This is a genomic window from Pseudomonas sp. BCRC 81390 (assembly GCF_030341915.1).
In the GTDB taxonomy this organism is placed as follows: domain Bacteria; phylum Pseudomonadota; class Gammaproteobacteria; order Pseudomonadales; family Pseudomonadaceae; genus Aquipseudomonas.
The window spans coordinates 929,571-952,161 of sequence record NZ_JATAAG010000066.1 but is presented as its reverse complement, the minus strand read 5'-3'; the positions used below and the strand labels follow the sequence as shown (position 1 = coordinate 952,161).

Sequence of the window (22,591 nt, the reverse complement as noted above, 5' to 3'; positions counted from 1 at the left end):
TCCTGCTCCGACAACATTGCAGCCTCTGCCTGGTCAGCGCCCGACTACCAGGCTGAATCGCGTCGCCTCGCCCATTCATCTCGTTATCGCTCGGCAGGCCCGATCTCGGCCGCACACAAAAGGATTGCTTCCATGACCATGCTCAAAGACCCTTCGAAGAAATACCGTGCTTTCCCGACCATCGACCTGCCTGACCGCACCTGGCCGTCGAAGACCATCACCGCCGCGCCGATCTGGTGCAGCTCCGACCTGCGTGATGGCAACCAGTCGCTGATCGAGCCGATGGATTCGGAGAAGAAACTGCGCTTCTGGAAGACCCTGGTGCAGGTAGGCGTGAAGGAAATCGAAGCTTCGTTCCCGTCCGCCTCGCAAACCGATTTCGACTTCGTGCGCATGCTGATCGAAGACGGCCACATCCCGGACGACACCACCATCCAGGTGCTCACCCAGGCCCGTGAAGACCTGATCGCCCGCACCTTCGAGTCGCTGCGCGGCGCGAAGAAGGCCATCGTCCACCTGTACAACGCCACCAGCCCGTCGTTCCGCCGCATTGTCTTCAACCAGGACAAGCAAGGCGTCAAGGACATCGCGGTGAACGCAGCCAAGCTGTTCGTCAAATACGCCGCGCAACAGCCGGAAACCCAGTGGACCTTCCAGTACTCGCCAGAAACCTTCAGCGCCACCGAAATGGAGTTCGCCAAGGAAGTCTGCGACGCGGTCATCGAAGTGTGGAACCCCACGCCTGAGCACAAGATCATCCTCAACCTGCCGGCCACCGTGGAAGTCTCCACGCCGAACGTGTACGCCGACCAGATCGAGTGGTTCTGCCGCAATATCAGCCGTCGCGACAGCGTGATCATCAGCCTGCACTGCCACAACGACCGTGGTACCGGCATCGCCGCCACCGAACTGGGCCTGATGGCCGGTGCCGACCGCGCCGAAGGCTGCCTGTTCGGCAACGGCGAACGTACCGGCAACGTCGACCTGGTGACCCTGGCGTTGAACCTCTACACCCAGGGCATCGACCCGCTGCTGGACTTCTCCGACATCGACGGCGTGCGCAAGGTAGTCGAAGAGTGCAACCAGTTGCCGGTGCACCCGCGTCATCCGTATGTGGGCGACCTGGTCCACACCGCCTTCTCCGGCTCGCACCAGGATGCCATCCGCAAGGGCTTCGCCAAGCAACAGGAAGGCGAGCTGTGGGAAGTGCCGTACTTGCCGATCGACCCGGCCGATATCGGTCGCAGCTATGAAGCGGTGATTCGCGTCAACAGCCAGTCGGGCAAAGGCGGCATCACCTACCTGCTCGAGCAGGAATACGGTATCAGCCTGCCGCGTCGCATGCAGATCGAGTTCAGCCAGGTGGTACAGGGTGAAACCGACCGCCTGGGCCTGGAAATGACTGCCCAGCAGATCTACAGCCTGCTGCACAAGGAATACCTCCAGGCCAACGCCCCGTATGCGCTGGTCAGCCACCGCCTGCAGGAAGAAAACGGCAACAGTTCCGTGGAAGTGGAAGTGGCCGGCGAAGGCGAGACCACCCTGCACTGGCGCGGCAAGGGTAATGGCGCGCTGGAAGCCCTGGTGGCCGGCCTGCCGATTGCCGTCGAGATCATGGACTACAACGAACACGCGATTGGCGCGGGTACCAACGCCAAGGCGGCTGCCTACATCGAGCTGCGCGTGGCCGGTGGTCGGCCGGTGCACGGCGTGGGTATCGATGAAAACATCACCACCGCCAGCTTCAAGGCGCTGTTCAGCGCACTGAACCGCTCGCTGAGCCAGCAGGAAGCCAAGGCCGCCTGAGCCGTACCCCGATGAACAAGAAAGCCCGCATCGTTTGATGCGGGCTTTTTTTGTTGGCCTGTGCCGGCCCTTTCGCGGGCTCGCCCGCTCCCACAGGTACTGCACGGCACCTGAGAGCAGCGCGATACTTGTGGGAGCGGGCAAGCCCGCGAAAGGGCCGGTACAGACAGCAGAGGAATTCCAGGCAAAAAAAGGGGCGCTGACCAAGCGCCCCATAAGCCGTAAAGCACACAACAAATTCAGTTGGCGTCCAGCAGCGCAATCGCCTCCGCACTGCATGCCTCGATCCGCGCCCAATCGCCATTCTTGATCCAGCTGCTGTCGAGCATCCAGGTCCCGCCCACGCACATCACATTCGGCAGCGCCATGTAGTTGCGCACGTTAGCCGGGTTGACCCCGCCGGTCGGGCAGAAGCGAATGTCGCCGAACGGGCCGCCAAAGGCCTTGATCGCCGCAACGCCGCCGCAAATTTCCGCCGGAAACAGCTTGAAACGGCGATAACCGAGGGCATAGCCCATCATGATTTCGGATGGCGTGCTGATGCCCGGCAGCAACGGGATCTCGCTGTCTACACCCGCTTCGAGGATGTCCTGGGTAATGCCGGGGGTGACAACGAACTGCGCTCCGGCAGCTTCGACTGCCGCGAACATGCGGCGATCGAGCACGGTGCCGGCGCCGACACAAAGCTCCGGGCGCTGCTCGCGCAGTACCTGGATGGCTTTAAGGCCATGCTGGGAGCGCAAGGTCACTTCCAGGGTACGGATACCGCCGGCGGCCAGGGCATCAGCCAAGGGCAGGATGTCGTCCTCGCGGGCGATGGTGATCACCGGCAGGATGCGCGCCTTTTCGCAAATGGCATCGATCCGTGCGGCTTTATCGGCCATCGAGAGCTTGGGCTGTGGGCGTTCGAGGGTGGTCATGACTGTGGATCCTTGGCTCATGGGCACCAGTAGATGTCCAGGGGGGCGTGAAGAAAAGCGCGAATCGGCATTTCCGTAAGATCGGTGCCGGCCAGCGCGGCGCGCAGGGTAGCGAGTTTGCCCTGCCCTTGCACGGACAGCGCAGTGAAAGCGGCACTGGCCAGCAATGCGCGGGTCATCGACAGGCGCTGGCGCGGTACGCTCGGTGCCAGCAAAGGCAGGCAGCGGCGCGGGTTGGCCAGGTCGAGGCCGGCCTCCAGGTTGGGGCTGGCGGGGAACAGCGAGGCGGTATGGCCATCGTCACCCATGCCCAGCACCAGCACATCGATCGGCGGTAGCTCGGCCAGGGCCTGGTCGGCCTTGATGGCGGCGGCGTCGAGGTTTTCCGCCTGCTGGTACAAGCCAATGAAACGGGCCTTGACCGCTGTGCCCTTGAACAGATGACGGGCCAGCAGGCCGGCATTGCTGTCGGCGTGCTCCACCGGCACCCAACGCTCATCGGCCAGGCTAACGGTGACCCTGGCCCAGTCGAGGTCTTCGCTGGCCAGCTGTTCGAGGAACGGTACCGGGCTGCGACCACCTGACAGCACCACGCAAGCCTGGCCCTTGCTGGCGATCGCCTCACGCAGGCGTGCAGCCACGTCATGCGCCTGGCGCACGGCCAGGGCCTTGGCATTCGCCAGCTCGTGTACGTTCACCGAACCTGGCAGTTTCAGTTCAGATATCCCCATACCACGCCCTCCCGTCGCGTGTGATCAGAGCAATCGAGCTCATCGGCCCCCAGGAACCGGCCGCATAAGGTTTGGGCGCATCGCCCGCATTACGCCAGCCGGCGATCAACTGGTCGCACCACTTCCAGGCATATTCGATTTCGTCCTTGCGCACGAACAGGTTCTGGTTGCCGCGCATCACCTCGAGCAATAGCCGCTCGTAGGCATCCGGAATCCTCGCGCTGCGCCAGGTGTCGGAAAAATTCAGCTGCAACGGGCCACTGCGCAGTTGCATGCCTTTGTCCAGGCCCTGCTCCTTGGTCATTACCCGCAAGGAAATGCCTTCGTCCGGTTGCAGGCGGATGATCAGCTTGTTACCGATCTGCAAACGCTGTTCCGGGGCGAAGATGTAGTGCGGCGTTTCCTTGAAATGGATGACGATCTGCGACAGCTTCTGTGGCATGCGCTTGCCGGTACGCAGGTAGAACGGCACACCCGACCAGCGCCAGTTGCGGATATCGGCACGCAGGGCGACAAAGGTTTCGGTGTCACTCTGGGCGTTGGCGTTGTCTTCCTCGAGGTAGCCCGGCACCGGCTTGCCATCGCTGTAGCCGGCAATGTACTGGCCACGCACCACACGGGTGCTCAGGCCCTCACCGGTGATCGGTGCCAGGGCCTTGAGCACCTTGACCTTCTCGTCACGGATGGCATCGGCAGACAGTTCGCTGGGCGGGTCCATGGCGATCAGGCACAGCAGCTGCAGCAGGTGGTTCTGGATCATGTCGCGCAGTTGCCCGGCCTTGTCGAAATAGCCCCAGCGGCCTTCGATACCGACCTTCTCGGCGACGGTAATCTCCACATGGGAAATGGAGTTCTGGTTCCACTGGGTTTCGAACAGGCTGTTGGCGAAGCGCAGGGCGATCAGGTTCTGCACCGTCTCCTTGCCCAGATAGTGGTCGATGCGGTAGACCCGGTTCTCGGGGAAGAACCGCGCCACGGCGTCATTGACCCGGCGCGACGACTCCAGGTCGTGGCCGATGGGCTTCTCCAGCACCACTCGGGTGCGCTCGGCCAGACCGGCCTTGTCGAGGTTCTCGCAGATCGCGCCGTACACCGCCGCCGCCGTGGCGAAATAGGCAATCAGCGGCTGCTCGCCCTGCACCTGTTCAGCCAGCGCCTGATAGCCCTCGGGCTGGAGGAAGTCCAGGTGCTGGTAGCTCAGCCGGGCAAGGAAGCGCCCCAGCGCCGCAGGCTCTATGTCAGCCTCGGGTACATGCCGGCGCAGGTGCGCTTCGATAGTGTCCAGGTGTTGCTGTGCCGTACCGGCCTCGCGGGCCAGGGCCAGCAGGCGGGTATCCGGGTGCAACAGGTTGGCCCGGTCGAGTTGGTAGAGCGCTGGAAACAGCTTGCGCAATGCCAGGTCGCCGAGGGCGCCAAACAGGGCAAAGGTGCAAGGTTCGACACTGATCGCAGCCATGATGTTGGTTCTTTCCTAAAGTTGGACTAGGAATACCGCTTTCACATACGGTTTTCAAGGGATAATGTAGTAAAAACCACAACATTCGACACAAGTGTTACAGACAAGTGGTACGCCAACCGCGCCGACAGTACGATAGACGACCGTGCAAAAAGCCTGCTGCTCCCACAGCCGGCTGTCTTCCCGACCCAAGGACACACCCATGGACCGCGTGCGAAACCTCCTGGAACAGATCCAGGGACGCCTCGACGAGCTGAACAAGGCCGAACGCAAAGTCGCCGAAGTCATCCTGCTCAACCCGCAACAAGCCACCCGTTTCAGCATCGCTGCGCTGGCCCAGGCGGCCAAGGTCAGCGAGCCGACCGTCAACCGCTTCTGCCGCTCGTTCGGCGTCAGCGGCTACCCCGAACTCAAGCTGCAACTGGCGCAGAGCCTGGCCAGCGGCGCCGCGTATGTCAGCCGCGCGGTAGAGGCCGACGATGATCCGGCAGCCTATACCCAGAAGATCTTCGCCAGCGCCATCGCCTCGCTCGACAGTGCCTGTCAGCAACTCGACCCGCAGCAGGTCAGCCGTGCCGTGGACATGATGATCCAGGCGCGGCAGATCCACTTCTTCGGCCTGGGCGCCTCTGCCCCGGTGGCGCTGGATGCCCAGCACAAGTTCTTCCGCTTCAACCTGGCGGTGTCGGCCCACGCCGACGTACTGATGCAGCGCATGCTGGCCTCGGTCGCCCACACCGGCGACCTGTTCGTGATCATTTCCTATACCGGACGTACCCGCGAACTGGTCGAAGTGGCGCGCCTGGCCCGGGAAAACGGCGCATCGGTGCTGGGCCTGACGGCCGCCGGTTCGCCATTGGCCAATGCCTGCAGCCTGAGCCTGCATATTCCGCTGCCGGAAGACACCGATATCTACATGCCAATGACCTCGCGGATCATCCAGCTGACCGTGCTCGATGTGCTGGCCACCGGCATGACCCTGCGCCGTGGCGTGGATTTCCAGCCGCACCTGCGCAAGATCAAGGAAAGCCTCAACGCCAGCCGCTACCCGATCGAGGACGACGAACTCAACTGAGCCGGTGCGCCTGCAAACGCAGGTGGGCACGCTGACCCGGCGCCAGGCTCAGGCCTTCGCCACTGCCGCTGGCGGCCTCGACGCAGACGAAGCGCTGGCATTCACGGCCGCTCACCCCCATCAGCGGGCGATTGCCCGGGTGCCAGACCACGGTGTCGTCACTGTCGCCGGTATCGATGCACAACTCACGCTGCCAGGCCGGGTCCTGCAGTTGCACCCGTGGCGTGCCAGGGTAGACCTTCTGGCAGCCGCCCTTAAGCTTCAGCGCGCCATCCTCGCGGCAGGCCTGGCGGTTGAGGCGGTCATAGCCTTCGATGTCCTCGAGCCCGGATAGCGCTATCTCGGACACGTCACTGATACACCAGTAGGCCAGCAGGGCATGGCTCAGCTGGCAGGGTTCGCTGTCCTGGTGCTCGGTGCTCAGGCTCAGCTCCATGCGGCTGCCCAGCCGGGCATGCAGGTCGACCTGCCAGTCGCACAGGTCCAGCCGCCATTTCAGGGTAACGCCCTCCTCGTCCTCGCGGCTGTCGACCAGCTTCCAGTCCAGCAGGCGCGCCCAGCCATGGGCTGGCCACAGGTCTTCGCTGGGGTGACGGCCATACCAGGGCCAGCACACCGGCACGCCACCGCGGATCGCCCCGACCTGTGGCCACTGCTCGGCACACCACAGCCAGGGCCGTTCGCCGGCTGGCTGAAAATGCAGCAGTTGCGCGCCCTGGCGGCTGAACACCGCCTGGCAGCGTGGGTGGTCGATGATCAGCACATCGCGCTGCTGGTAACGCTCCCACTCGAATGTCGGCCGGGGCCGCTGCGAGGCAAAGAAGCGATGAAGCGGATGTTCGGGCATGGTTCAGGGCTCTTGTTGTTTGAGATAGCGCTGTCTCGGCCTATCCCCGACAACCACTGCAGACCAGTGGGTGCCGGGAGCCAAAATTGGATTGGCGTAAATTTACAACAATTGCTCTTAGAATGACGACTGAATCTTCAAGCCTGCGACCAGCGCATTGTCCACCTCGTCGACCCCGCCGGGGCTCTTGATGTACTGCAGGTTGGGCCGCACGGTCAGCCAGTTGGTGACGTGGAAGCCGTAGTAGAGCTCGGCGTTGTACTCGGTGCGTTGCAGCGGCACGAAGCCGGGGTTGTCGTAGTCGTCGATACCGCTCTGGGCGTTGAGCAGCTCGGCGCGCTTCTTCACGTCGTCATTCACATGAATGCGTGCCACACCGAAGCCGATATCATCCTTGGGCCGCGCGTCGAAGGCGCCCTTGTAGACCAGGCCTACCTGCTGGTAGTTGTCGACCACGTTGGTGGCCTTGTCGTGCACGGTGAAGTTGGCGAACAGGCTCAGGCCACGGTTGATATCGCCAGCATGCGCGGTGACTTGCTGTTGCGCCACGACCCACCAGCCGTGCTTGCTGGAGTGCGACTTGAAGGCTTCGCCTGTCAGCGCCTGCGGGTTGCCGTTGACATCGTCGAATACATCATCGGCCTTGGCCGTGCTGTAGTAGTAGCCCAGGCGGTACTCGCCCGGCAGGCCATTGACCTTGGGTGACCACACCGCTTCCACCGGCAGTATCGCGCCCTTGGTGCCGCTGCCGCTGAGCTTGAAGCCGTTGCCGGTTTCCAGGTTGGAAGGGTTCTGCTCGAAGGCACCGACCTGGACGAAGAATTCCGGGGTGATGTTGTACTTGACCCGCAGTGCCCACTGGCTCACCGGCCAGTTGTACCAGATGCCACCGACCCAGTTGCCCACTTGCGAGCCGCAGAAGGCCAGGTTCTGGAAGTCGCAAGGGAAACTGTTGAAGTCCTCGCCTTCGCCGAAGCGGCCGAATTTCACGTCCAGCGCGCCGTCGAAGTACTTCTGCTTGACCCACATCTGGGTCAGGCGCCAGGTCTGGCCGCGGCCCCACACTTCCTGCACCGAGCTGAACTGCCCGGCGCGCGGGTCGCTGATGCGGTCGTTGGACAGGTTACGGCCACTGCGCTCGGTGATCGCCAGCTTGAACTCGGCATCGTGCCAGCCGAGGATCTTCTGCAGGTCGAGGTGTGCGCCAAGCGCGAACTGGTCGCTGTAGCGCGCGGTCTTGTCGTCGTTGTAGCCGCCGTGCAGGTTGCCGGCTACCTCGCCGACATAATCCAGGGTGAAGTCGTAACCTTTTTCCAGCAGTTCGGTGCGGGTGCCGCCCCAGTCGCCGGTCATCCACTTCGATTCGCTGGAAAAGGCCTCGGCAGCCTGCGCGCCGCTGCTACCAACGACGGCAAGCAAGGCCAAAGAGCCCAATGTCCTGATGCGTTTGCGCTGTTCCATCCCTTTGCGTCCTCTTTTTTCTTATTGGTGGTGTAGACGAATCAACGGCCCTTGAAGTGAGCCACGTTGTCCTTTACTGCTGCGGCGGAGCTGGCCAGGTGCAGGCGCTCGCCGCTGTCGGCGTCAAACAGCAGCACCCGGGCCGGGTCGAATTGCAGGTTCAGGTTGTCACCTACCTGGCACGTCACATCCGGCGCCAGGCGGCAGCAAACCTTGGTCTGGTTGAGGGTGACAAATACCAGCAGGTCCGGCCCGGTAGGCTCGGTCACCTGCACCTCGGCGCGGATGCCCGGCAAGCCATTGCCCTCGCCGGTGCCCAGCGCGATCTGCTCGGGACGGATGCCCAGAATGATCTCGCGCCCCTCAAGTTCGTCGGCAGCCAGCCCCAAAGGCAGCTCGCAGCGCGCCTGGCCGCTGTCCAGCAGCGCCAGCAGGCGGCCATCCTGTTTGGTCAGGCGTACCGGGATGAAGTTCATCGGCGGCGAACCGATGAAGCTGGCGACAAACTGGTTGGCCGGGTCGTTGTAGATCTGTTGCGGGGTGCCGAATTGCTGGATGATGCCGTCCTTCATCACCGCCACCTTGTCGCCCAGGGTCATGGCCTCGATCTGGTCATGGGTGACGTACACGGTGGTGGTCTTCAGGCGCTGGTGCATCAGTTTCATTTCAGTGCGCATCTCGACGCGCAGCTTGGCATCGAGGTTGGACAGCGGCTCATCGAACAGGTAGATCTTCGGCCGCCGCGCCAGTGCCCGGCCCATGGCCACGCGCTGTTGCTGGCCGCCGGACAGCTGCGCCGGTTTGCGCGCCAGCAGGTGCTCGATCTGCAGCAGCTTGGCCACCCGCGCCACCTCCTCGTCGATGGCAGCCTGGGGCAGCTTGCGGATCTTCAGGCCGAACTCGATGTTCTCGCGCACGCTCATGGTCGGGTACAGCGCGTAGGACTGGAACACCATGGCGATGTCACGATCCTTGGGGCTCATGCCACTGACATCCTGCTGGTCGATGAGAATCGCCCCGCCGGTGATCTGCTCCAGGCCGGCAATGCAGTTCATCAGGGTCGACTTGCCGCAGCCCGACGGGCCGACCAGGATCAGGAACTCGCCATCCTTGATCGACAGCTGGATGTCCTTGAGGGTATCCGGCAGGCCGCTGCCGTAGGTCTTGTTCACATTGCGAAGTTCGAGCGTTGCCATGACTTACCCCTTTACCGCGCCAGCCGTCAGGCCGCGGACGAAATATTTGCCTGCCACCACGTAGACCAGCAGGGTTGGCAGGCCGGCGATCATCGCCGCCGCCATGTCGACGTTGTATTCCTTGGCCCCGGTACTGGTGTTGACCAGGTTGTTCAAGGCCACGGTGATCGGTTGCGAGTCGCCGCTGGAGAACACCACGCCAAACAGGAAGTCGTTCCAGATCTGGGTGAACTGCCAGATCAGGCAGACCATGATGATCGGCGTGGACATCGGCAGGATGATGCGGCGGAAGATGGTGAAGAACCCGGCGCCATCCAGCCGCGCAGCCTTGACCAGCGCATCAGGGATGCTGACGTAGAAGTTGCGGAAGAACAGCGTGGTAAAGGCCAGGCCATAGACCACGTGCACCAGTACCAGGCCACTGGTGGTGCTGGCCAGGCCGAGCTTGCCGAGGGTGAACGAGGCCGGCAGCAGCACGGTCTGGAACGGCAGGAAGCAGCCGAACAGCAGCAGGCCGAAGAACAGCTGCGAGCCGCGGAAGCGCCACATCGACAGCACATAGCCGTTCAACGCACCGATGGCGGTGGAAATCAGTACCGCCGGCACGGTGATCATGATCGAGTTCCAGAAGTAACCGCTGACGGTGGCCCAGGCCTTGGCCCAACCGATACCGCTGAACACCACCGGCCAGCTCAGCAGGTTGCCGGTGCTGATATCGTCCGGGGTCTTGAAGCTGGTCAGCAGCATCACCACCAGCGGCACCAGGTACAGCAACACGGCCAGCAACAGTACCGCGTGGATGGCGATGCGGCCGAGGCTCAGCACCGGTTTGTCGACAGGGCTATGCATGGCGCTTGCTCCGCAGCTCCGAGTACAGGTAAGGCACGAGGATCGCCAGGATCGCCCCGAGCATGAGGATGGCGCTGGCCGAGCCCATGCCCATCTGCCCGCGGCTGAAGGTGAACGAATACATGAACATCGCTGGCAGGTCGGACGAATAGCCCGGGCCGCCGGCGGTCATCGCCGCCACCAGGTCGAAGCTCTTGATGGCAATGTGCGCGAGAATCATCAGCGAGCTGAAGAACACCGGGCGCAGGCTGGGCAGCACTACACGCCAGTAGATGCGCGGCAGGCTGGCGCCGTCGATCTGTGCGGCGCGGATGATCGACGGGTCGACACCGCGCAGGCCGGCGAGGAACATCGCCATGATGAAGCCCGATGCCTGCCAGACCGCAGCGATCACCAGGCAGTACACCACTCGGTCGGGGTCGATCAGCCAGTCCAGGCGGAAACCTTCCCAGCCCCAGTCACGCAGCAGCTTGTCCAGGCCCATACCCGGGTTGAGCAGCCACTTCCAGGCAGTGCCGGTGACGATCATCGACAGTGCCATGGGGTACAGGTAGATGGTGCGGATGAAGCCTTCGCGGCGGATACGCTGGTCCAGCAGGACTGCCAGCAGCACGCCGATGACCAGGCTGATGGCAATGAACAGGCCGCCGAACAGCAGCAGGTTCTTGCTCGCCACCCACCAGCGATCGTTGTCGAACAGCCGGGCGTACTGGGCCAGGCCGGCCCACTTGTAGGTCGGCAGGAAGGTCGACGTGGTGAAGGACAGGACAAAGGTCCAGAGGATGTAGCCGTAGAAGCCCACCAGGACGATGAACATGCTTGGCGCCAGCACCAGTTTGGGCAGCCAGCGCTGAAGCGCGTCCAGGGGTGAGGCCCGCAATTGGGCGGTAATTGTGCTCATGGTTCACCTCGAAGGCGCTGCACTCGCCGGTAGGGGCGGCCTTGTGTCACGACGGGCTGTGCAGCAGACCCAAAGGACTCAAGGCCAACACCTGACGGGAAGATCGAGTGCACAGGTATTGGGGCTGCTGCGCAGCCCGTCGCGACGCAAGGCCGCTCCTACAACGGCAACCGCGTCTGCTTTACTGGGCAGCCTTGATCGCCGCCGCCAGCTTCTTCGCCGCATCGGCCGGGTCGGCCTTCGGGTCGTTGATGTAGTTGGTCACCACATCGAAGAACGCCCCCTGCACGGCCAGCGTGGTGGCCATGTTGTGCGCCATGCTCGGCTGCAGCCCGCCGCTCTTGGCGTCGGCGAGGAAGTCCCTGGCGGAGGTTTGCGCGCAGGCATCGAAGCCATACTTGCCCATGTCGGCGAGCATGTCGTTGCGTACCGGGATGGAGCCCTTGTTGATGCTGAAAACTTTCTGGAAGTCCTGGCCCAGCACTTTGCGTGCAATGTCCTGCTGGCCGGCGGCGGTGCCATCGTCGTTCTGCTTGAACACCACCAGCGAGTCGATGTTGTACAGGAACGCCTTGTCCGTACCGGGGAACGGCACGCACTGGTAGTCCTTGCCCGCGGTTTTCTTCGCCAGGGTCCATTCGCTCTTGGCCCAGTCGCCCATGATCTGCATGCCGGCCTTGCCGTTGATAACCTTGGCCGCTTCGAGGTTCCAGTCCTGGCCCTTGCCATCCGGGTCCATGTAGGTGGCGACCTTCTTCAGCTCGGTCAGCGCCTTGATCATCTGCGGGCCGGTCAGTGCCGAATTGTCGAGGTCGACCAGGGCCTTCTTGTAGCCATCGACCCCCATCACCGCCAGCACCACGCTTTCGAATACGGTGCTGTCCTGCCATGGCTGGCCGCCGTGGGCGAGCGGGATGAAACCGGCAGCCTTGAGCTTGTCGGCGGCGGCGTAGAATTCGTCGAGGGTGGTCGGCGCCTGGTCGATGCCGGCCTTCTTGAAGACTTCGGGGTTGATCCACAGCCAGTTGATACGGTGGATGTTCACCGGTACGGCGACGTAGTCACCGTCATACTTCACGGTATCAGCGACCTTCTTGTCGAGCAGCGTGTCCCACTTCTCTTCCTTGGCCACATCCTTGAGCACATCGGCGTCGAGCAGGCCAGTGGCTGCCCAGTCCTGGATGTCCGGGCCCTTGATCTGCGCGACACCCGGCGGGTTGCCCGCCACGGCGCGGCTCTTGAGTACGGTCATGGCCGTGGCACCACCGCCGCCGGCGACAGCGCCGTCCTTCCAGGTGAAGCCATCTTTCTCGACCTGGGCCTTGAGCACATCGACCGCCGCTTTTTCACCACCGGATGTCCACCAGTGCACCACTTCGACACTGCCTTTGGAATCGGCAGCCAGGGTAGTCAGTGGAAACAGCGAAGCCCCGAGCGAGGCGATGGAAATTGCGGCAGCGAGACGAAACGTGGAGTTCATCGAAGCACCTTTCTTGTTGTTATGCCGTGCAAGTCGGTCGCTTGCGTTGCATTGAGTCTAAACAGCGTGCACGCCTCGTCAGGTAACGAAGCGATGCGTGAATGTCATCGTTTGGTTACATTGCCAGCCAGGCAGCTGGCCAGGCTCGGCGCCAATGGCAAGCCTGGCAACAGCAGCGCCTGGTAAGCGTGGTAGAGGTCGGGCTTGCCCGGCCACAGCGTCCCGGCCGGCTGGTTGTGCGCATCGAGTTCGTGGTGCCAGCTGCCCGCCACCAGGTCGATGAAATGGTTGTCAATGAAGTCCCAGTAGCGCCGATACCACTGCTCGTATTGCGCCTCGCCGGTGCGTTGCAGCAGGGCCGCCGCAGCGGCGCAGGCCTCGGCGTGCACCCAATGCAGGCGCGCGCGCACCACCGGGCGATCGGCCCAGTCCAGGGTGTAGATGAACCCCTCCGCGCCATCGACATTCCACGCCTGCAGGCAGGCCGCGTCGAACAGCGCGCGGGCGTCGTCGTGCAGCCAGCCGGGGGCATCCAGGCCGGCCCGATCGAGGCTGGCCTCCAGGTGCAGCAGCAGCCGCGCCCATTCCAGCGCATGCCCGGGCGTGCTGCCATAGGGCCGGAATTGGTCGGCAGGGCGCTCCTGGTTGTAGTGCGGAAGTGGCTGCCAGAGAGCGTCGAAATGCTCGATGACCCGGTAGCCGTTGGCAGCGGCATGGCTATGGATGATGCGCTCGGCGATGCGCAGGGCGCGGTGCAGCCAGAGGCTGTGGCCGGTGACGTCGGCCAGGGCCAGGAAGGCTTCCACCGCGTGCATGTTGCTGTTGGCGCCACGGTACGGCTCGGGCAGCTGCCAGGCACGGGAGAAGGATTCCCTGAGGGCACCCTCCTCTTCGCTCCAGAAATGCCCGTCAAGCATCTGCACCGCGTCTTCCAGCAGGGCGGAGGCATTGACAGCGTCGGCCAGCACGGCCGAGCTGGCGGCCAGGCCGACGAAGGCATGCAGATAGGCCGTCTTGCCGCTGTCGGTATCGCCCTCGGGGTGGGCGAACCAGCCGCCGTAGGTGGCATCCCGCATGGCGCCGCGCAGGGCGGACACGCCGTGTTCGACATAAGCCAGGTAACCGGGCAGGCCCTGCAGGTGGGCCAGGGCGAAGCAGTGGGTCATGCGCGCGGTGTTCAGGGTGTCGGCGCGCGCGCCGGGGGGAAGCTGCCCCCGGGCATCGAGACTGCCAAAGCCGTCGGGCAGCTTCGCAGCCTTGGCGAACGCCAGCAGGCGCTGCGCTTCGGCCAGGCGCCAGGCGCTGTGGGCCGGGGTGTCGAGCCAGTGGGTAGCAGGCAGGTTATGAGTATGCATGGGCCAGCTTGATCCTTGCCAGTCGTGGGCGAATTCTAGTCAGCGCGGTCGGGCGGGATGTCACGAAGGGCCGGCGGATTGTCACCATGTAGTGACATTTCACTTGTCGGCGCCGGTAATACAGACCCTCAGTCCATGCCCCGCGGCAGGTACAAGGTCACCCGCAACCCGCCCTCGCGCAGGTTGAGCAGGCTCACCTCACCGCCATGGCTATGGGCGATGTTGCGTGCGATCCCCAATCCCAGCCCGTAGCCCTGTTGCTGCCCCGCCAGGCGAAAGTGCGGCTCGAACACCTGCTCCAGCTGCTGCTCGGGCACCCCCGGCCCCTGGTCGTCGACCTGCAGCACGAAACCCTCGGCGCTGTCGATGATGCGTAACCGAGCCCGCTCGCCGTACTTGATGGCATTGTCGATCAGGTTGCCGATGCACCGTCGCAGCGCCAGCGGCTTGCCCGGGTACGCCGCCAGCGCCCGACCTTCGAGGGTGATGCGGCCATCGCCCAGGTATGGCTCGGCAAGGATCTCCAGTACCTGGTTGAGATCGACCGGCTCGATGTTTTCGTGAATGTCGGTGTCCTTCACGCACTGCAGGGCACCTTTGACCAGCAATTCCAGTTCATCCAGGTCCTGGCTGAACTTGGCCTGCAGGCGTTCATCCTCCAGCAGCTCGACGCGCAGGCGCAGGCGGGTGATCGGCGTGCGCAGGTCATGGGAAATGGCGCTGAACAGCTGGCTACGCTCGGTCAGGTAGCGGCTGATACGTTCGCGCATGCTGTTGAACGCCCGCCCCACTTCCACCACCTCACTGCCCCCGCCTTCAGCCACCGGCGCCACATCGGCACCCAGCGACATCTCCCGCGCGGCGCGTGCCAGGCGCTTGAGCGGCCAGCTCTGCCAGTGCACCAGCAGGCCGATGAACAACAGCAGCAGTACGGTGGTCAACACGATGAAGCCGATCTGCTGGCGCGGCAGGCGTTCGGCTTCCAGGCTGGTATAGGGCTCGGGCAGCAGCGAGGCAATGTACAGCCACTCGCCCTCGCCCAGGCGGATCTGGGTCACCAGCACCGGCGGGTTGAGCGGCTCCAGGGTCAACGAGTAGTGCGCCCAGGAGCGTGGCAGCTCGTCGAGCTTGAGGCCGCTGTTGAAGATGCGCAGGTCGTCGGGGCCGACGAAAGCCACGGAAATCTCCATCTGCGGACCCAGGCGCTCGTGCAGCACCTGCTGGAACACGTCGATCACCGCCTGCTTGCGCGGGGTGACAGGCAGCACTGGCATGTCCAGTGGCTTGGCGTTGAGCGACACGAAGAAGCGCGTGCCGCCCATGCTGCGCAGCTGGTCGAGCACCATGGGCCGGTAACCCACCGGCAACGACCGAAAGTAGCTGACGCTGGCGCTCATCGAGTGGGCCAGGCTGCTGGCGCTGGCGCGCAGGCCTTGCAGTTGGCTGGCGCGCAACTGGGCGACCCAGATGATGCTGGACAGCCCCTGGGCCAGCAGCACCACTAGCAAGGTCAGCAGCAGCATGCGCCCCAGCAACGAGCGCGGTAGCAGCCGCCAGCGCCGCTCAGGAGGCACTGCAGACATGGGCAGCCAGCAGGTAGCCACTGCCGCGCACGGTGCGGATCAGCCGGGGCGGTTTGTCGGTATCGCGCAGGCGCTGGCGCAGGCGACTCACCGCCATGTCGACGATGCGGTCCAGCGGCATCGGCTCGCGGCCGCGGGTGGCGTTGCCGATGGTGTCGCGGTCAAGGATCTGCTGGGGGTGGTCGAGGAACAGTTTGAGCAGGGCAAAGTCGGCGCCGGAGAGCATCACCTCTTCGCCGTCGCGATGAAACAGGCGATGGCTGACCGTGTCCAGGCGCCAGTCGTCGAAAGCCAGCACCGCGCTGCCCGGCGTTGCCTGGCCGAATTCGGCCCGGCGCAGCAGGGCCTTGATCCGCGCCTGCAATTCGCGCGGGCTGAACGGTTTTCCCAGGTAGTCGTCGGCGCCCAGTTCCAGGCCAATGACCCGGTCGGCTTCGTCCGAGCTGGCAGTGAGCATGATGATCGGTACCCGTGCCTGGCGCGGGTGCTGGCGTACCCAGCGGCACAGGCTGAAGCCGTCTTCATCGGGCAACATCACGTCGAGGATGACCAGATCAAAGGGGGTGGTTTCCAGGGCGCGGCGAAAGCCCCTGCCGTCGGCTTCGGCATGTACCTGGAAGCCGGAGCGGCTCAGGTAGGTCTGCAGAAGTTCGCGGATTTCCTGGTCGTCGTCGACCATCAGGATCGATTTACCGGCAGTGCTCAACGTGGTCCTTCCTTTTGTCTGGTTACAGGTCTTCGCTGCCTGCTATCCGGGCCGCTGCGCAGCCCATCGCGGCCCAAGGCCGCTCCTACAGCGACCGCGCCGAGCCGGAAATCCTAGGTCCCGGTGCAGCAGCGGCCTGGTCGCGATGGCCGCGCAGCGGCCCTCAACCACCTAGCCGTGATCCAGCGCCTGTTGCAAGGCCACTCCAGCCCCCAGCAACCCGGAAAACTCGGCCGTCACCAGCCATACCGGCACTCCGGCAAAGTAGCCGCTCATGCAGCCCTTGTCGGCAAAGCTGGTGGCGAACCCGCTACGCAGGAACAGCTCGGCAAACCGCGGGATCACACCGCCGACAATATAGACCCCACCGCGTGCACCCAGTGTCAGCACATTGTTACCCGCCACGCGGCCGAGGAATCGACAGAACTGCTCGATCACCGCCAGCGCCTGCGGTTCGCCGGCCAGCGCAGCATCGGTGATCTGCGCTGGGGTCTTGTGTCGGGGTATGTCGCCGTCCAGCGCACAGATGGCCTGGTACAGGCGCAGCAGGCCACCGCCACTGAGCACGGTTTCGGCACTGACGTGGCCGATCTGGGCGTGGATCTGTTGGTGGATCGCTGCTTCGCGGGCATTGCCCACCGGCAGGTCGACGTGCCCGCCCTCGCCTGGCAAGGCGCACCAACGCTCACCCACTCGCAACAAGGAGCCGACACCCAAACCGGTGCCTGGGCCGATGACCAATGCCGGGCGCGAAAGGTCGGCCTGACCCGGGCACACTTCGCAGAACTCGCCATCGCGCAGGCGGGTCATGCCCAGCGCCATGGCAGTGAAGTCATTGACCAGCAGTAGCTGCTCGATCTGCAGCCGCTGGCAGAACGCCTGGCGGCTCAGGCGCCAATGGTTGTTGGTGAAGCGGAACTCATCGCCATTGACCGGCCCGGCCACCGCCAGGCAGGCAGCAGCCACGCCGCCGCGAGCGATGCCCAGGCCTTCCAGGTAAGCCTCGATGGCCTGTTCCGGGCTGGTGTAGTCCTCGGTGGCAAACACCTTCACCGCCTGCAGCTGGTTGTCACGCCATAACGCGAAACGGGCATTGGTGCCGCCGATGTCGCCAACCAGCAGGTCCTTCATTTGAGGTTCTCCAGGGCCGAGGTGAAGGCGCTGGCGCCCTGCTCTGCCGGGCTGAACGCCATGCGCATGAAGCCGAACAGCTCGCGCCCGCAGCCCAGGTCGTTGCCCTGGGGCGCAGGCGGCAGGTCGCGGCTGGCCAGTTCTTCGGCCGACACCATCACCCGCAGCGTGCCTTCGACACCATCAACCCGCACGATATCACCGTCGCGCACCCGCGCCAGCGGGCCACCGTCATACGCCTCTGGGCAGACATGAATGGCCGCCGGGATCTTGCCGGAGGCGCCGGACATGCGCCCGTCGGTGACCAGCGCCACCTTGTAGCCGCGATCCTGCAACACACCGAGGAACGGCGTGAGCTTGTGCAGCTCAGGCATACCGTTGCAGCGCGGGCCCTGGAAGCGCACCACGGCAACGAAGTCGCGCTCCAGCTCGCCGGCCTTGAACGCATCGGCCAGCGACTGCTGGTCGTGAAACACCCGTGCCGGGGCTTCGACCACCTGGTGCTCCGGGGCGACTGCGGACACCTTCATCACGCCTCGACCAAGGTTGCCTTCCATCACCCGCAGGCCGCCTTCGGCCGAGAACGGTCGGGCCACCGGGCGCAGGATGCTTTCGTCCAGGCTATGCTGCGGCCCTTCGCGCCACACCAGCTTGCCGTCGTCGAGGAACGGTTCCTGGGTGTAGCGACGCAGGCCATGCCCGGCCACGGTGTTGACGTCCTCGTGCAGCAGCCCGGCATCGAGCAGTTCGCGGATCAGGAAAGCCATGCCGCCAGCGGCCTGGAAGTGGTTGATGTCGGCCTTGCCGTTGGGGTAGACGTGGGACAGGGTCGGCACCACTTCGGACAGGTCGGCCATGTCCTGCCAGGTCAGCTGGATCCCCGCCGCCTGGGCAATTGCCGGGATATGCAAGGTGTGGTTGGTCGAGCCGCCAGTGGCATGCAGGGCAACGATGGAGTTGACCAGCGCCTTTTCATCGACAATTTCGCCCAGCGGCATGAAGTTGCCGCTGGCCTTGGTCATACGCGTGACCTGCTGTGCGGCCTCGGCAGTGAGCGCGTCACGCAGCGGCGTGTACGGGTTGACGAAGGAGGCGCCGGGCAGGTGCAGGCCCATCACTTCCATCACCAGCTGGTTGGTGTTGGCCGTGCCGTAGAAGGTACAGGTGCCCGGGCTGTGGTAGGACTTCATCTCCGACTCCAGCAGCTCCTCGCGGCTGGCCTTGCCCTCGGCGTAGCGCTGGCGCACGTCGGCCTTCTGCTTGTTGGAAATACCGGACACCATCGGCCCACCCGGGACGAAAATGGTCGGCAGGTGGCCAAAGCGCAGTGCGCCCATCATCAGCCCGGGGACGATCTTGTCGCAGATACCCAGCATCAGCGCAGCATCGAACATGTTGTGCGACAGCGCCACGGCGGTGGACATGGCGATCACTTCACGGCTGGCAATGGCCAGCTCCATGCCCGGCTCGCCCTGGGTCACGCCGTCGCACATGGCCGGCACGCCACCGGCAAACTGGCCGACCGAACCGACTTCGCGCAAGGCCTGTTTGATCTGCTCGGGGAAGTGCAGGTACGGCTGGTGCGCCGAGAGCATGTCGTTGTAGGCCGAGACGATGGCCACGTTGGCCGCGTTCATCAGGCGCAGGGTCTGCTTGTCCTCGCTGCCGCAACCGGCCACGCCGTGGGCGAAGTTGGCGCATTGCAGGCTGGCACGCATGGGGCCTTCACTGGCCGCGCCGCGAATCAGCTGCAGGTAGCGTTCGCGGGTGGCACGGCTGCGCTCGACCAGCCGCTGGGTGACCTCAAGGATGCGCGGATGCATGTACTGGACTCCAGGCTAATTGTAAGGGCGGTTTACCAGGCATTTCCCCTCCAAACGATTGCGGCCTAGGCTCAAGGTAGAGGAGCCCGCTGCATCGGTGGAGGCACGCTGCCCAACCACTCGTTGTATGTTTAAACAAAATACTGCCATTAAAAAGGCTTGTTTTCTATCCGCCAGTGAATAATCTTGTAATTCCAACAACAAAACCGTTTCAGTGAAGCTCCTTTGTGCCACAGGTTTCACTCGGACTGCCAGAGGTACTGCCATGACTCTACGCATCGCCATCAATGGATTCGGCCGCATCGGGCGCAATGTCCTGCGCGCACTGTATACCCAAGGCTACCGCCAGGACCTGCAGGTCGTCGCCATCAACGACCTGGGTGACAGCGCCATGAACGCCCATCTGCTCAAGTACGACAGCGTGCACGGCACGTTCGACGCCAGCGTCGAGGCCGACCACGAAAGCCTGACGGTCAATGGCGACCGTATCGCCGTAAGCGCCATCCGCAATCCGGCCGAACTGCCCTGGAAGGCCGAGGCGATCGACGTGGTGTTCGAATGCACCGGGCTGTTCACCGAGCGCGCCAAGGCCGCAGCGCACCTGGCTGCAGGGGCCGGCAAAGTGATCGTCTCGGCACCCGCCAAGGGCGCCGATGCCACGGTGGTATATGGTGTCAACCATGATGTGCTGCGGGCCTCGCACCAGGTCATTTCCAACGCCTCGTGTACCACCAACTGCCTGGCGCCGATCGCCCAGGTGCTGCACCGCGAGTTCGGTATCGAGCAGGGCCTGATGACTACCATCCATGCCTATACCAACGACCAGGTGCTGACCGACGTGTACCATGGCGACCCGTATCGCGCACGCTCGGCAACCCAATCGATGATCCCCAGCAAGACCGGGGCCGCCGAGGCGGTGGGCCTGGTGCTGCCGGAACTGGCCGGCAAGCTGACCGGCATGGCGGTGCGCGTGCCAGTGATCAACGTGTCGCTGGTGGACCTCACCGTCAACCTCCGGCGCGAGGCCACGGCCGAGCAGGTCAACCAGCTCTTCCTCGAAGCCAGCAAGCATTCGCGAGTGCTGGGCTACAACGCCTTGCCGCTGGTTTCCTGCGATTTCAACCACAACCCGCTGTCGTCGATCTTCGATGCCAACCATACCCGGGCCAACGGGCGCATGCTCAAGGTGCTGGCCTGGTATGACAACGAGTGGGGCTTCTCCAACCGTATGCTGGATAACTGCCTGGCGCTGTGCCGCGCCGGTTGAGCGTCGGATAGGAACGGCCTTGCGCCCCATCGCGACGCAAGGCCGCTCCTGTACAGGGATCGCGCAAGGCGCGGTACTCACAATCTTTACCTTTTCCTAACATTTCCAAGCTTGACCTCCGACAAGGATGATAAGCATTATCATTACCTTTTGTCGGCCAGGTCATCTCGTGAGTCAGTCCCGGTTCAATTCCGTCTTCCTCGTCCAGCGCCTGAGCCTGCTGCGCACCCTGCAGCGTATGGTTGGCAACCCGAACACGGCCGAGGATCTGTTGCAGGAAACCTACCTGCGGGTGTCGCGCGCCCTCGCTGAGCGGCCGGTCGAACACATCGAACCGTTCGTCTTCCAGACCGCGCGCAACCTGGCCCTCGACCACCTGCGTGCACGCCGGGTGCAGTCGCGCATGCTGGTCGACGACGTGTCCGACGAGGTCCTGCACAGCGTGGCTGCGCCAGCCAGCAGCAGCGAAGACGCCGCCCATGCCGAACAATTGCTCAGGCAACTGAGTGTCAGCCTTGGCCAACTGAGCCAACGCCAGCAGCGTATCTTCATCCTCAGCCGCCTGCATGGCGTCACCTACCTGGAAATTGCCGAACAGCTGAAGGTTTCGCCCAGCACGGTGCAGAAGGAACTGAAATTGATCATGGCGATCTGCATGGGTGTGGCCGACCGACTCAAGTAAGGCATGTCCAAGCCCTTGCCACTGCCCGCCGCAGCCTTGATCATTCGCAAAAAGACCATTCAGGGATTCACCGTGACCGATAGCCCCGCCCCCCGCCCGTCACCCGCCGGGCCCAGCGCCCGTGCTCGTGCCATGGACGAGGCGCTGGACTGGCTGGTGCGCCTGCAATGCGCAGATGCCGAGGATACCCAGGCCTTTGCAGCCTGGCTCAGCGCGGCGCCGGAAAACGCCGAAGCCTATGTGGCGGCAGAAGCCCTGTGGAATGGCGCACCGCTGCACCAGCTGGCCACGCAGATGCATCAGCAACAGCGCCGCTCGTGGCGCGGACGCCTGCGCAGTCACTGGAAGCCACTGGCTACGGCGGCGCTGTTGCTGGCAGGGCTGTGCACGCTCGGCAACCTGCCCATGCGCCTGCAGGCGGACCACCTGACAGTGGTCGGCGAACGCCAGCGCCTGCAACTGGACGACGGGGCGAACGTGCTGCTCAACACCGATACGGCATTGGCCAGTGAGCAGCACGACGGTCGCCAGGTCGCTCGTCTGCTGCAAGGCGAGGCTTATTTCCAGGTGGCCGGGGGGGCACGGCGCCCGCTGGAAGTGCAGGCCGGCCCGTTGCGCGCGCAGGGGCGCGACAGCGACTTTGCCGTGCGTTATCTCGACGGTGAGGCACTAGTGCGAGTGCAGCGCGGCGATATCGACCTGCAGGGCGAGCGCGACCAACGCATCAGCCTGGGTGCTGGCGAGAGTATCAGTGTCGGCCCCCATGGCTTCGGCCAGCGCCAACGCCCCGACCTGCACAAGGACCTGGCCTGGGTCGATGGCCGCCTGGTATTCGAAAACTGCCCGCTCAGCCAGGTGCTGGCCGAACTGCGGCGCTATTACCCAGGCTGGATCATCAACCGCAACAGGCAGCTGGAAAACGTGACGGTGACCGGCAACTACCGCCTCGATCAGCCCCTGGAAACCCTGCGTGCGCTGGCCCACATCACCTCGGCACGGCTGCACGAATACCCGGCGCTGGTCATCCTGAACTGATCCTTTGCCTGGCCGGCCCGATCGCCGGCGAGCCCGCTCCCACCACGCCGTCAAATATCACCCAGCAAGCGGCTTTAAACGCGATCACCGGCACAGCCGGTGCCAGCCACCGCGTCGCCTGGTTCGCGGATAAATCCGCTCTTACAAGTAATGCGCTGGCTTCTTGTATTTATTTTTACGCGGTCGCGCCGCCTCGCTCGTCTCGTTATAGCCAATGCGACTGATTCTTGTTCAAAGACAAGAACAGCCAACACCTATAACAGTCCGCGCGTCAGGGAGCGCTTTCG

At 64.0% G+C, this 22,591-nt stretch carries 19 protein-coding genes; 5 read left to right on the top strand and 14 right to left on the bottom strand.

The features are described from left to right. Positions 1-132 precede the first annotated feature (132 nt). The gene (gene leuA / locus QSV36_RS21040; protein WP_289134075.1) at positions 133-1,806 is read left to right on the top strand and encodes a 2-isopropylmalate synthase; all 1,674 of its coding nucleotides are present in this window, start codon (positions 133-135) and stop codon (positions 1,804-1,806) included. A gap of 239 nt (positions 1,807-2,045) precedes the next feature. Here leuA and QSV36_RS21035 read toward each other — a convergent pair whose 3' ends face one another. From QSV36_RS21035 to zwf, 3 genes are read right to left on the bottom strand one after another with little or no spacing between them, the layout of a single operon-like run. Next, entirely contained in the window at positions 2,046-2,726 is a 681-nt protein-coding gene (locus QSV36_RS21035; protein WP_289134073.1) for a bifunctional 4-hydroxy-2-oxoglutarate aldolase/2-dehydro-3-deoxy-phosphogluconate aldolase, read from the bottom strand. A 17-nt stretch (positions 2,727-2,743) separates the two neighbouring features. Next, positions 2,744-3,457: a 6-phosphogluconolactonase gene (gene pgl, locus QSV36_RS21030; RefSeq protein WP_289134071.1), complete on the bottom strand. Its 714-nt coding sequence runs from the start codon at positions 3,455-3,457 to the stop codon at positions 2,744-2,746. After that, a complete protein-coding gene (zwf, locus tag QSV36_RS21025; protein WP_289134069.1) occupies positions 3,444-4,913 on the bottom strand; it encodes a glucose-6-phosphate dehydrogenase in 1,470 nt (489 codons plus the stop codon). The genes pgl and zwf overlap by 14 nt, the downstream gene beginning before the upstream one ends. A gap of 211 nt (positions 4,914-5,124) precedes the next feature. On the opposite strand from zwf, the gene hexR reads away from it, so the two are divergent. Continuing rightward, a complete protein-coding gene (gene hexR, locus QSV36_RS21020; protein WP_169774905.1) occupies positions 5,125-5,988 on the top strand; it encodes a DNA-binding transcriptional regulator HexR in 864 nt (287 codons plus the stop codon). Here hexR and QSV36_RS21015 read toward each other — a convergent pair. From QSV36_RS21015 to edd, 11 genes are all read right to left on the bottom strand, one after another. After that, the gene (locus tag QSV36_RS21015) at positions 5,981-6,835 is read right to left on the bottom strand and encodes a D-hexose-6-phosphate mutarotase (RefSeq protein ID WP_289134067.1); all 855 of its coding nucleotides are present in this window, start codon (positions 6,833-6,835) and stop codon (positions 5,981-5,983) included. The genes hexR and QSV36_RS21015 overlap by 8 nt on opposite strands. 117 nt (positions 6,836-6,952) lie before the next feature. Further along, a complete protein-coding gene (locus QSV36_RS21010) occupies positions 6,953-8,296 on the bottom strand; it encodes a carbohydrate porin (RefSeq protein ID WP_289134065.1) in 1,344 nt (447 codons plus the stop codon). A 41-nt stretch (positions 8,297-8,337) separates the two neighbouring features. Further along, entirely contained in the window at positions 8,338-9,492 is a 1,155-nt protein-coding gene (locus QSV36_RS21005) for an ABC transporter ATP-binding protein (RefSeq protein WP_289134063.1), read from the bottom strand. Between the two features lie 3 nt (positions 9,493-9,495). Next, positions 9,496-10,341, bottom strand: a complete 846-nt coding sequence (locus QSV36_RS21000; RefSeq protein WP_289134062.1) for a carbohydrate ABC transporter permease — start codon at positions 10,339-10,341, stop codon at positions 9,496-9,498. Next, positions 10,334-11,242, bottom strand: coding sequence for a carbohydrate ABC transporter permease (locus QSV36_RS20995; RefSeq protein WP_225780590.1), 909 nt, complete (start codon positions 11,240-11,242; stop codon positions 10,334-10,336). The genes QSV36_RS21000 and QSV36_RS20995 overlap by 8 nt, the downstream gene beginning before the upstream one ends. 181 nt (positions 11,243-11,423) lie before the next feature. Continuing rightward, positions 11,424-12,722 (bottom strand): ABC transporter substrate-binding protein, encoded by a 1,299-nt coding sequence (locus QSV36_RS20990; RefSeq protein WP_289134059.1) that lies wholly within the window; start codon positions 12,720-12,722, stop codon positions 11,424-11,426. 104 nt (positions 12,723-12,826) lie between these two features. Continuing rightward, the gene (locus QSV36_RS20985) at positions 12,827-14,077 is read right to left on the bottom strand and encodes a D-mannose isomerase (protein WP_289134057.1); all 1,251 of its coding nucleotides are present in this window, start codon (positions 14,075-14,077) and stop codon (positions 12,827-12,829) included. 128 nt (positions 14,078-14,205) lie between these two features. Further along, positions 14,206-15,660 carry an ATP-binding protein gene (locus QSV36_RS20980; protein ID WP_289134056.1) on the bottom strand — a complete coding sequence of 485 codons (1,455 nt, stop codon included), beginning with the start codon at positions 15,658-15,660 and terminating at the stop codon, positions 14,206-14,208. Further along, positions 15,641-16,366 (bottom strand): two-component system response regulator GltR, encoded by a 726-nt coding sequence (gltR, locus tag QSV36_RS20975; RefSeq protein WP_289134054.1) that lies wholly within the window; start codon positions 16,364-16,366, stop codon positions 15,641-15,643. The genes QSV36_RS20980 and gltR overlap by 20 nt, the downstream gene beginning before the upstream one ends. Positions 16,367-16,537: 171 nt before the next feature. After that, positions 16,538-17,497 carry a glucokinase gene (locus QSV36_RS20970; protein ID WP_289134052.1) on the bottom strand — a complete coding sequence of 320 codons (960 nt, stop codon included), beginning with the start codon at positions 17,495-17,497 and terminating at the stop codon, positions 16,538-16,540. After that, complete coding sequence (gene edd / locus QSV36_RS20965; protein WP_225780584.1) at positions 17,494-19,320, bottom strand: phosphogluconate dehydratase; 1,827 nt, start codon at positions 19,318-19,320, stop codon at positions 17,494-17,496. Before edd ends, QSV36_RS20970 begins: the two co-directional genes overlap by 4 nt. Before the next feature lie 265 nt (positions 19,321-19,585). Between edd and gap the strand changes: the two genes are divergently transcribed. The 3 genes from gap (at position 19,586) to QSV36_RS20950 (ending at position 22,304) form a co-directional block, all read left to right on the top strand. Next, positions 19,586-20,587 carry a type I glyceraldehyde-3-phosphate dehydrogenase gene (gene gap / locus QSV36_RS20960; RefSeq protein ID WP_170028450.1) on the top strand — a complete coding sequence of 334 codons (1,002 nt, stop codon included), beginning with the start codon at positions 19,586-19,588 and terminating at the stop codon, positions 20,585-20,587. A 169-nt stretch (positions 20,588-20,756) separates the two neighbouring features. Further along, entirely contained in the window at positions 20,757-21,269 is a 513-nt protein-coding gene (locus tag QSV36_RS20955) for an RNA polymerase sigma factor (RefSeq protein WP_289134050.1), read from the top strand. Positions 21,270-21,341: 72 nt separating this feature from the next. Beyond that, positions 21,342-22,304, top strand: coding sequence for a FecR family protein (locus QSV36_RS20950; protein WP_289134048.1), 963 nt, complete (start codon positions 21,342-21,344; stop codon positions 22,302-22,304). Positions 22,305-22,591: the final 287 nt, after the last annotated feature.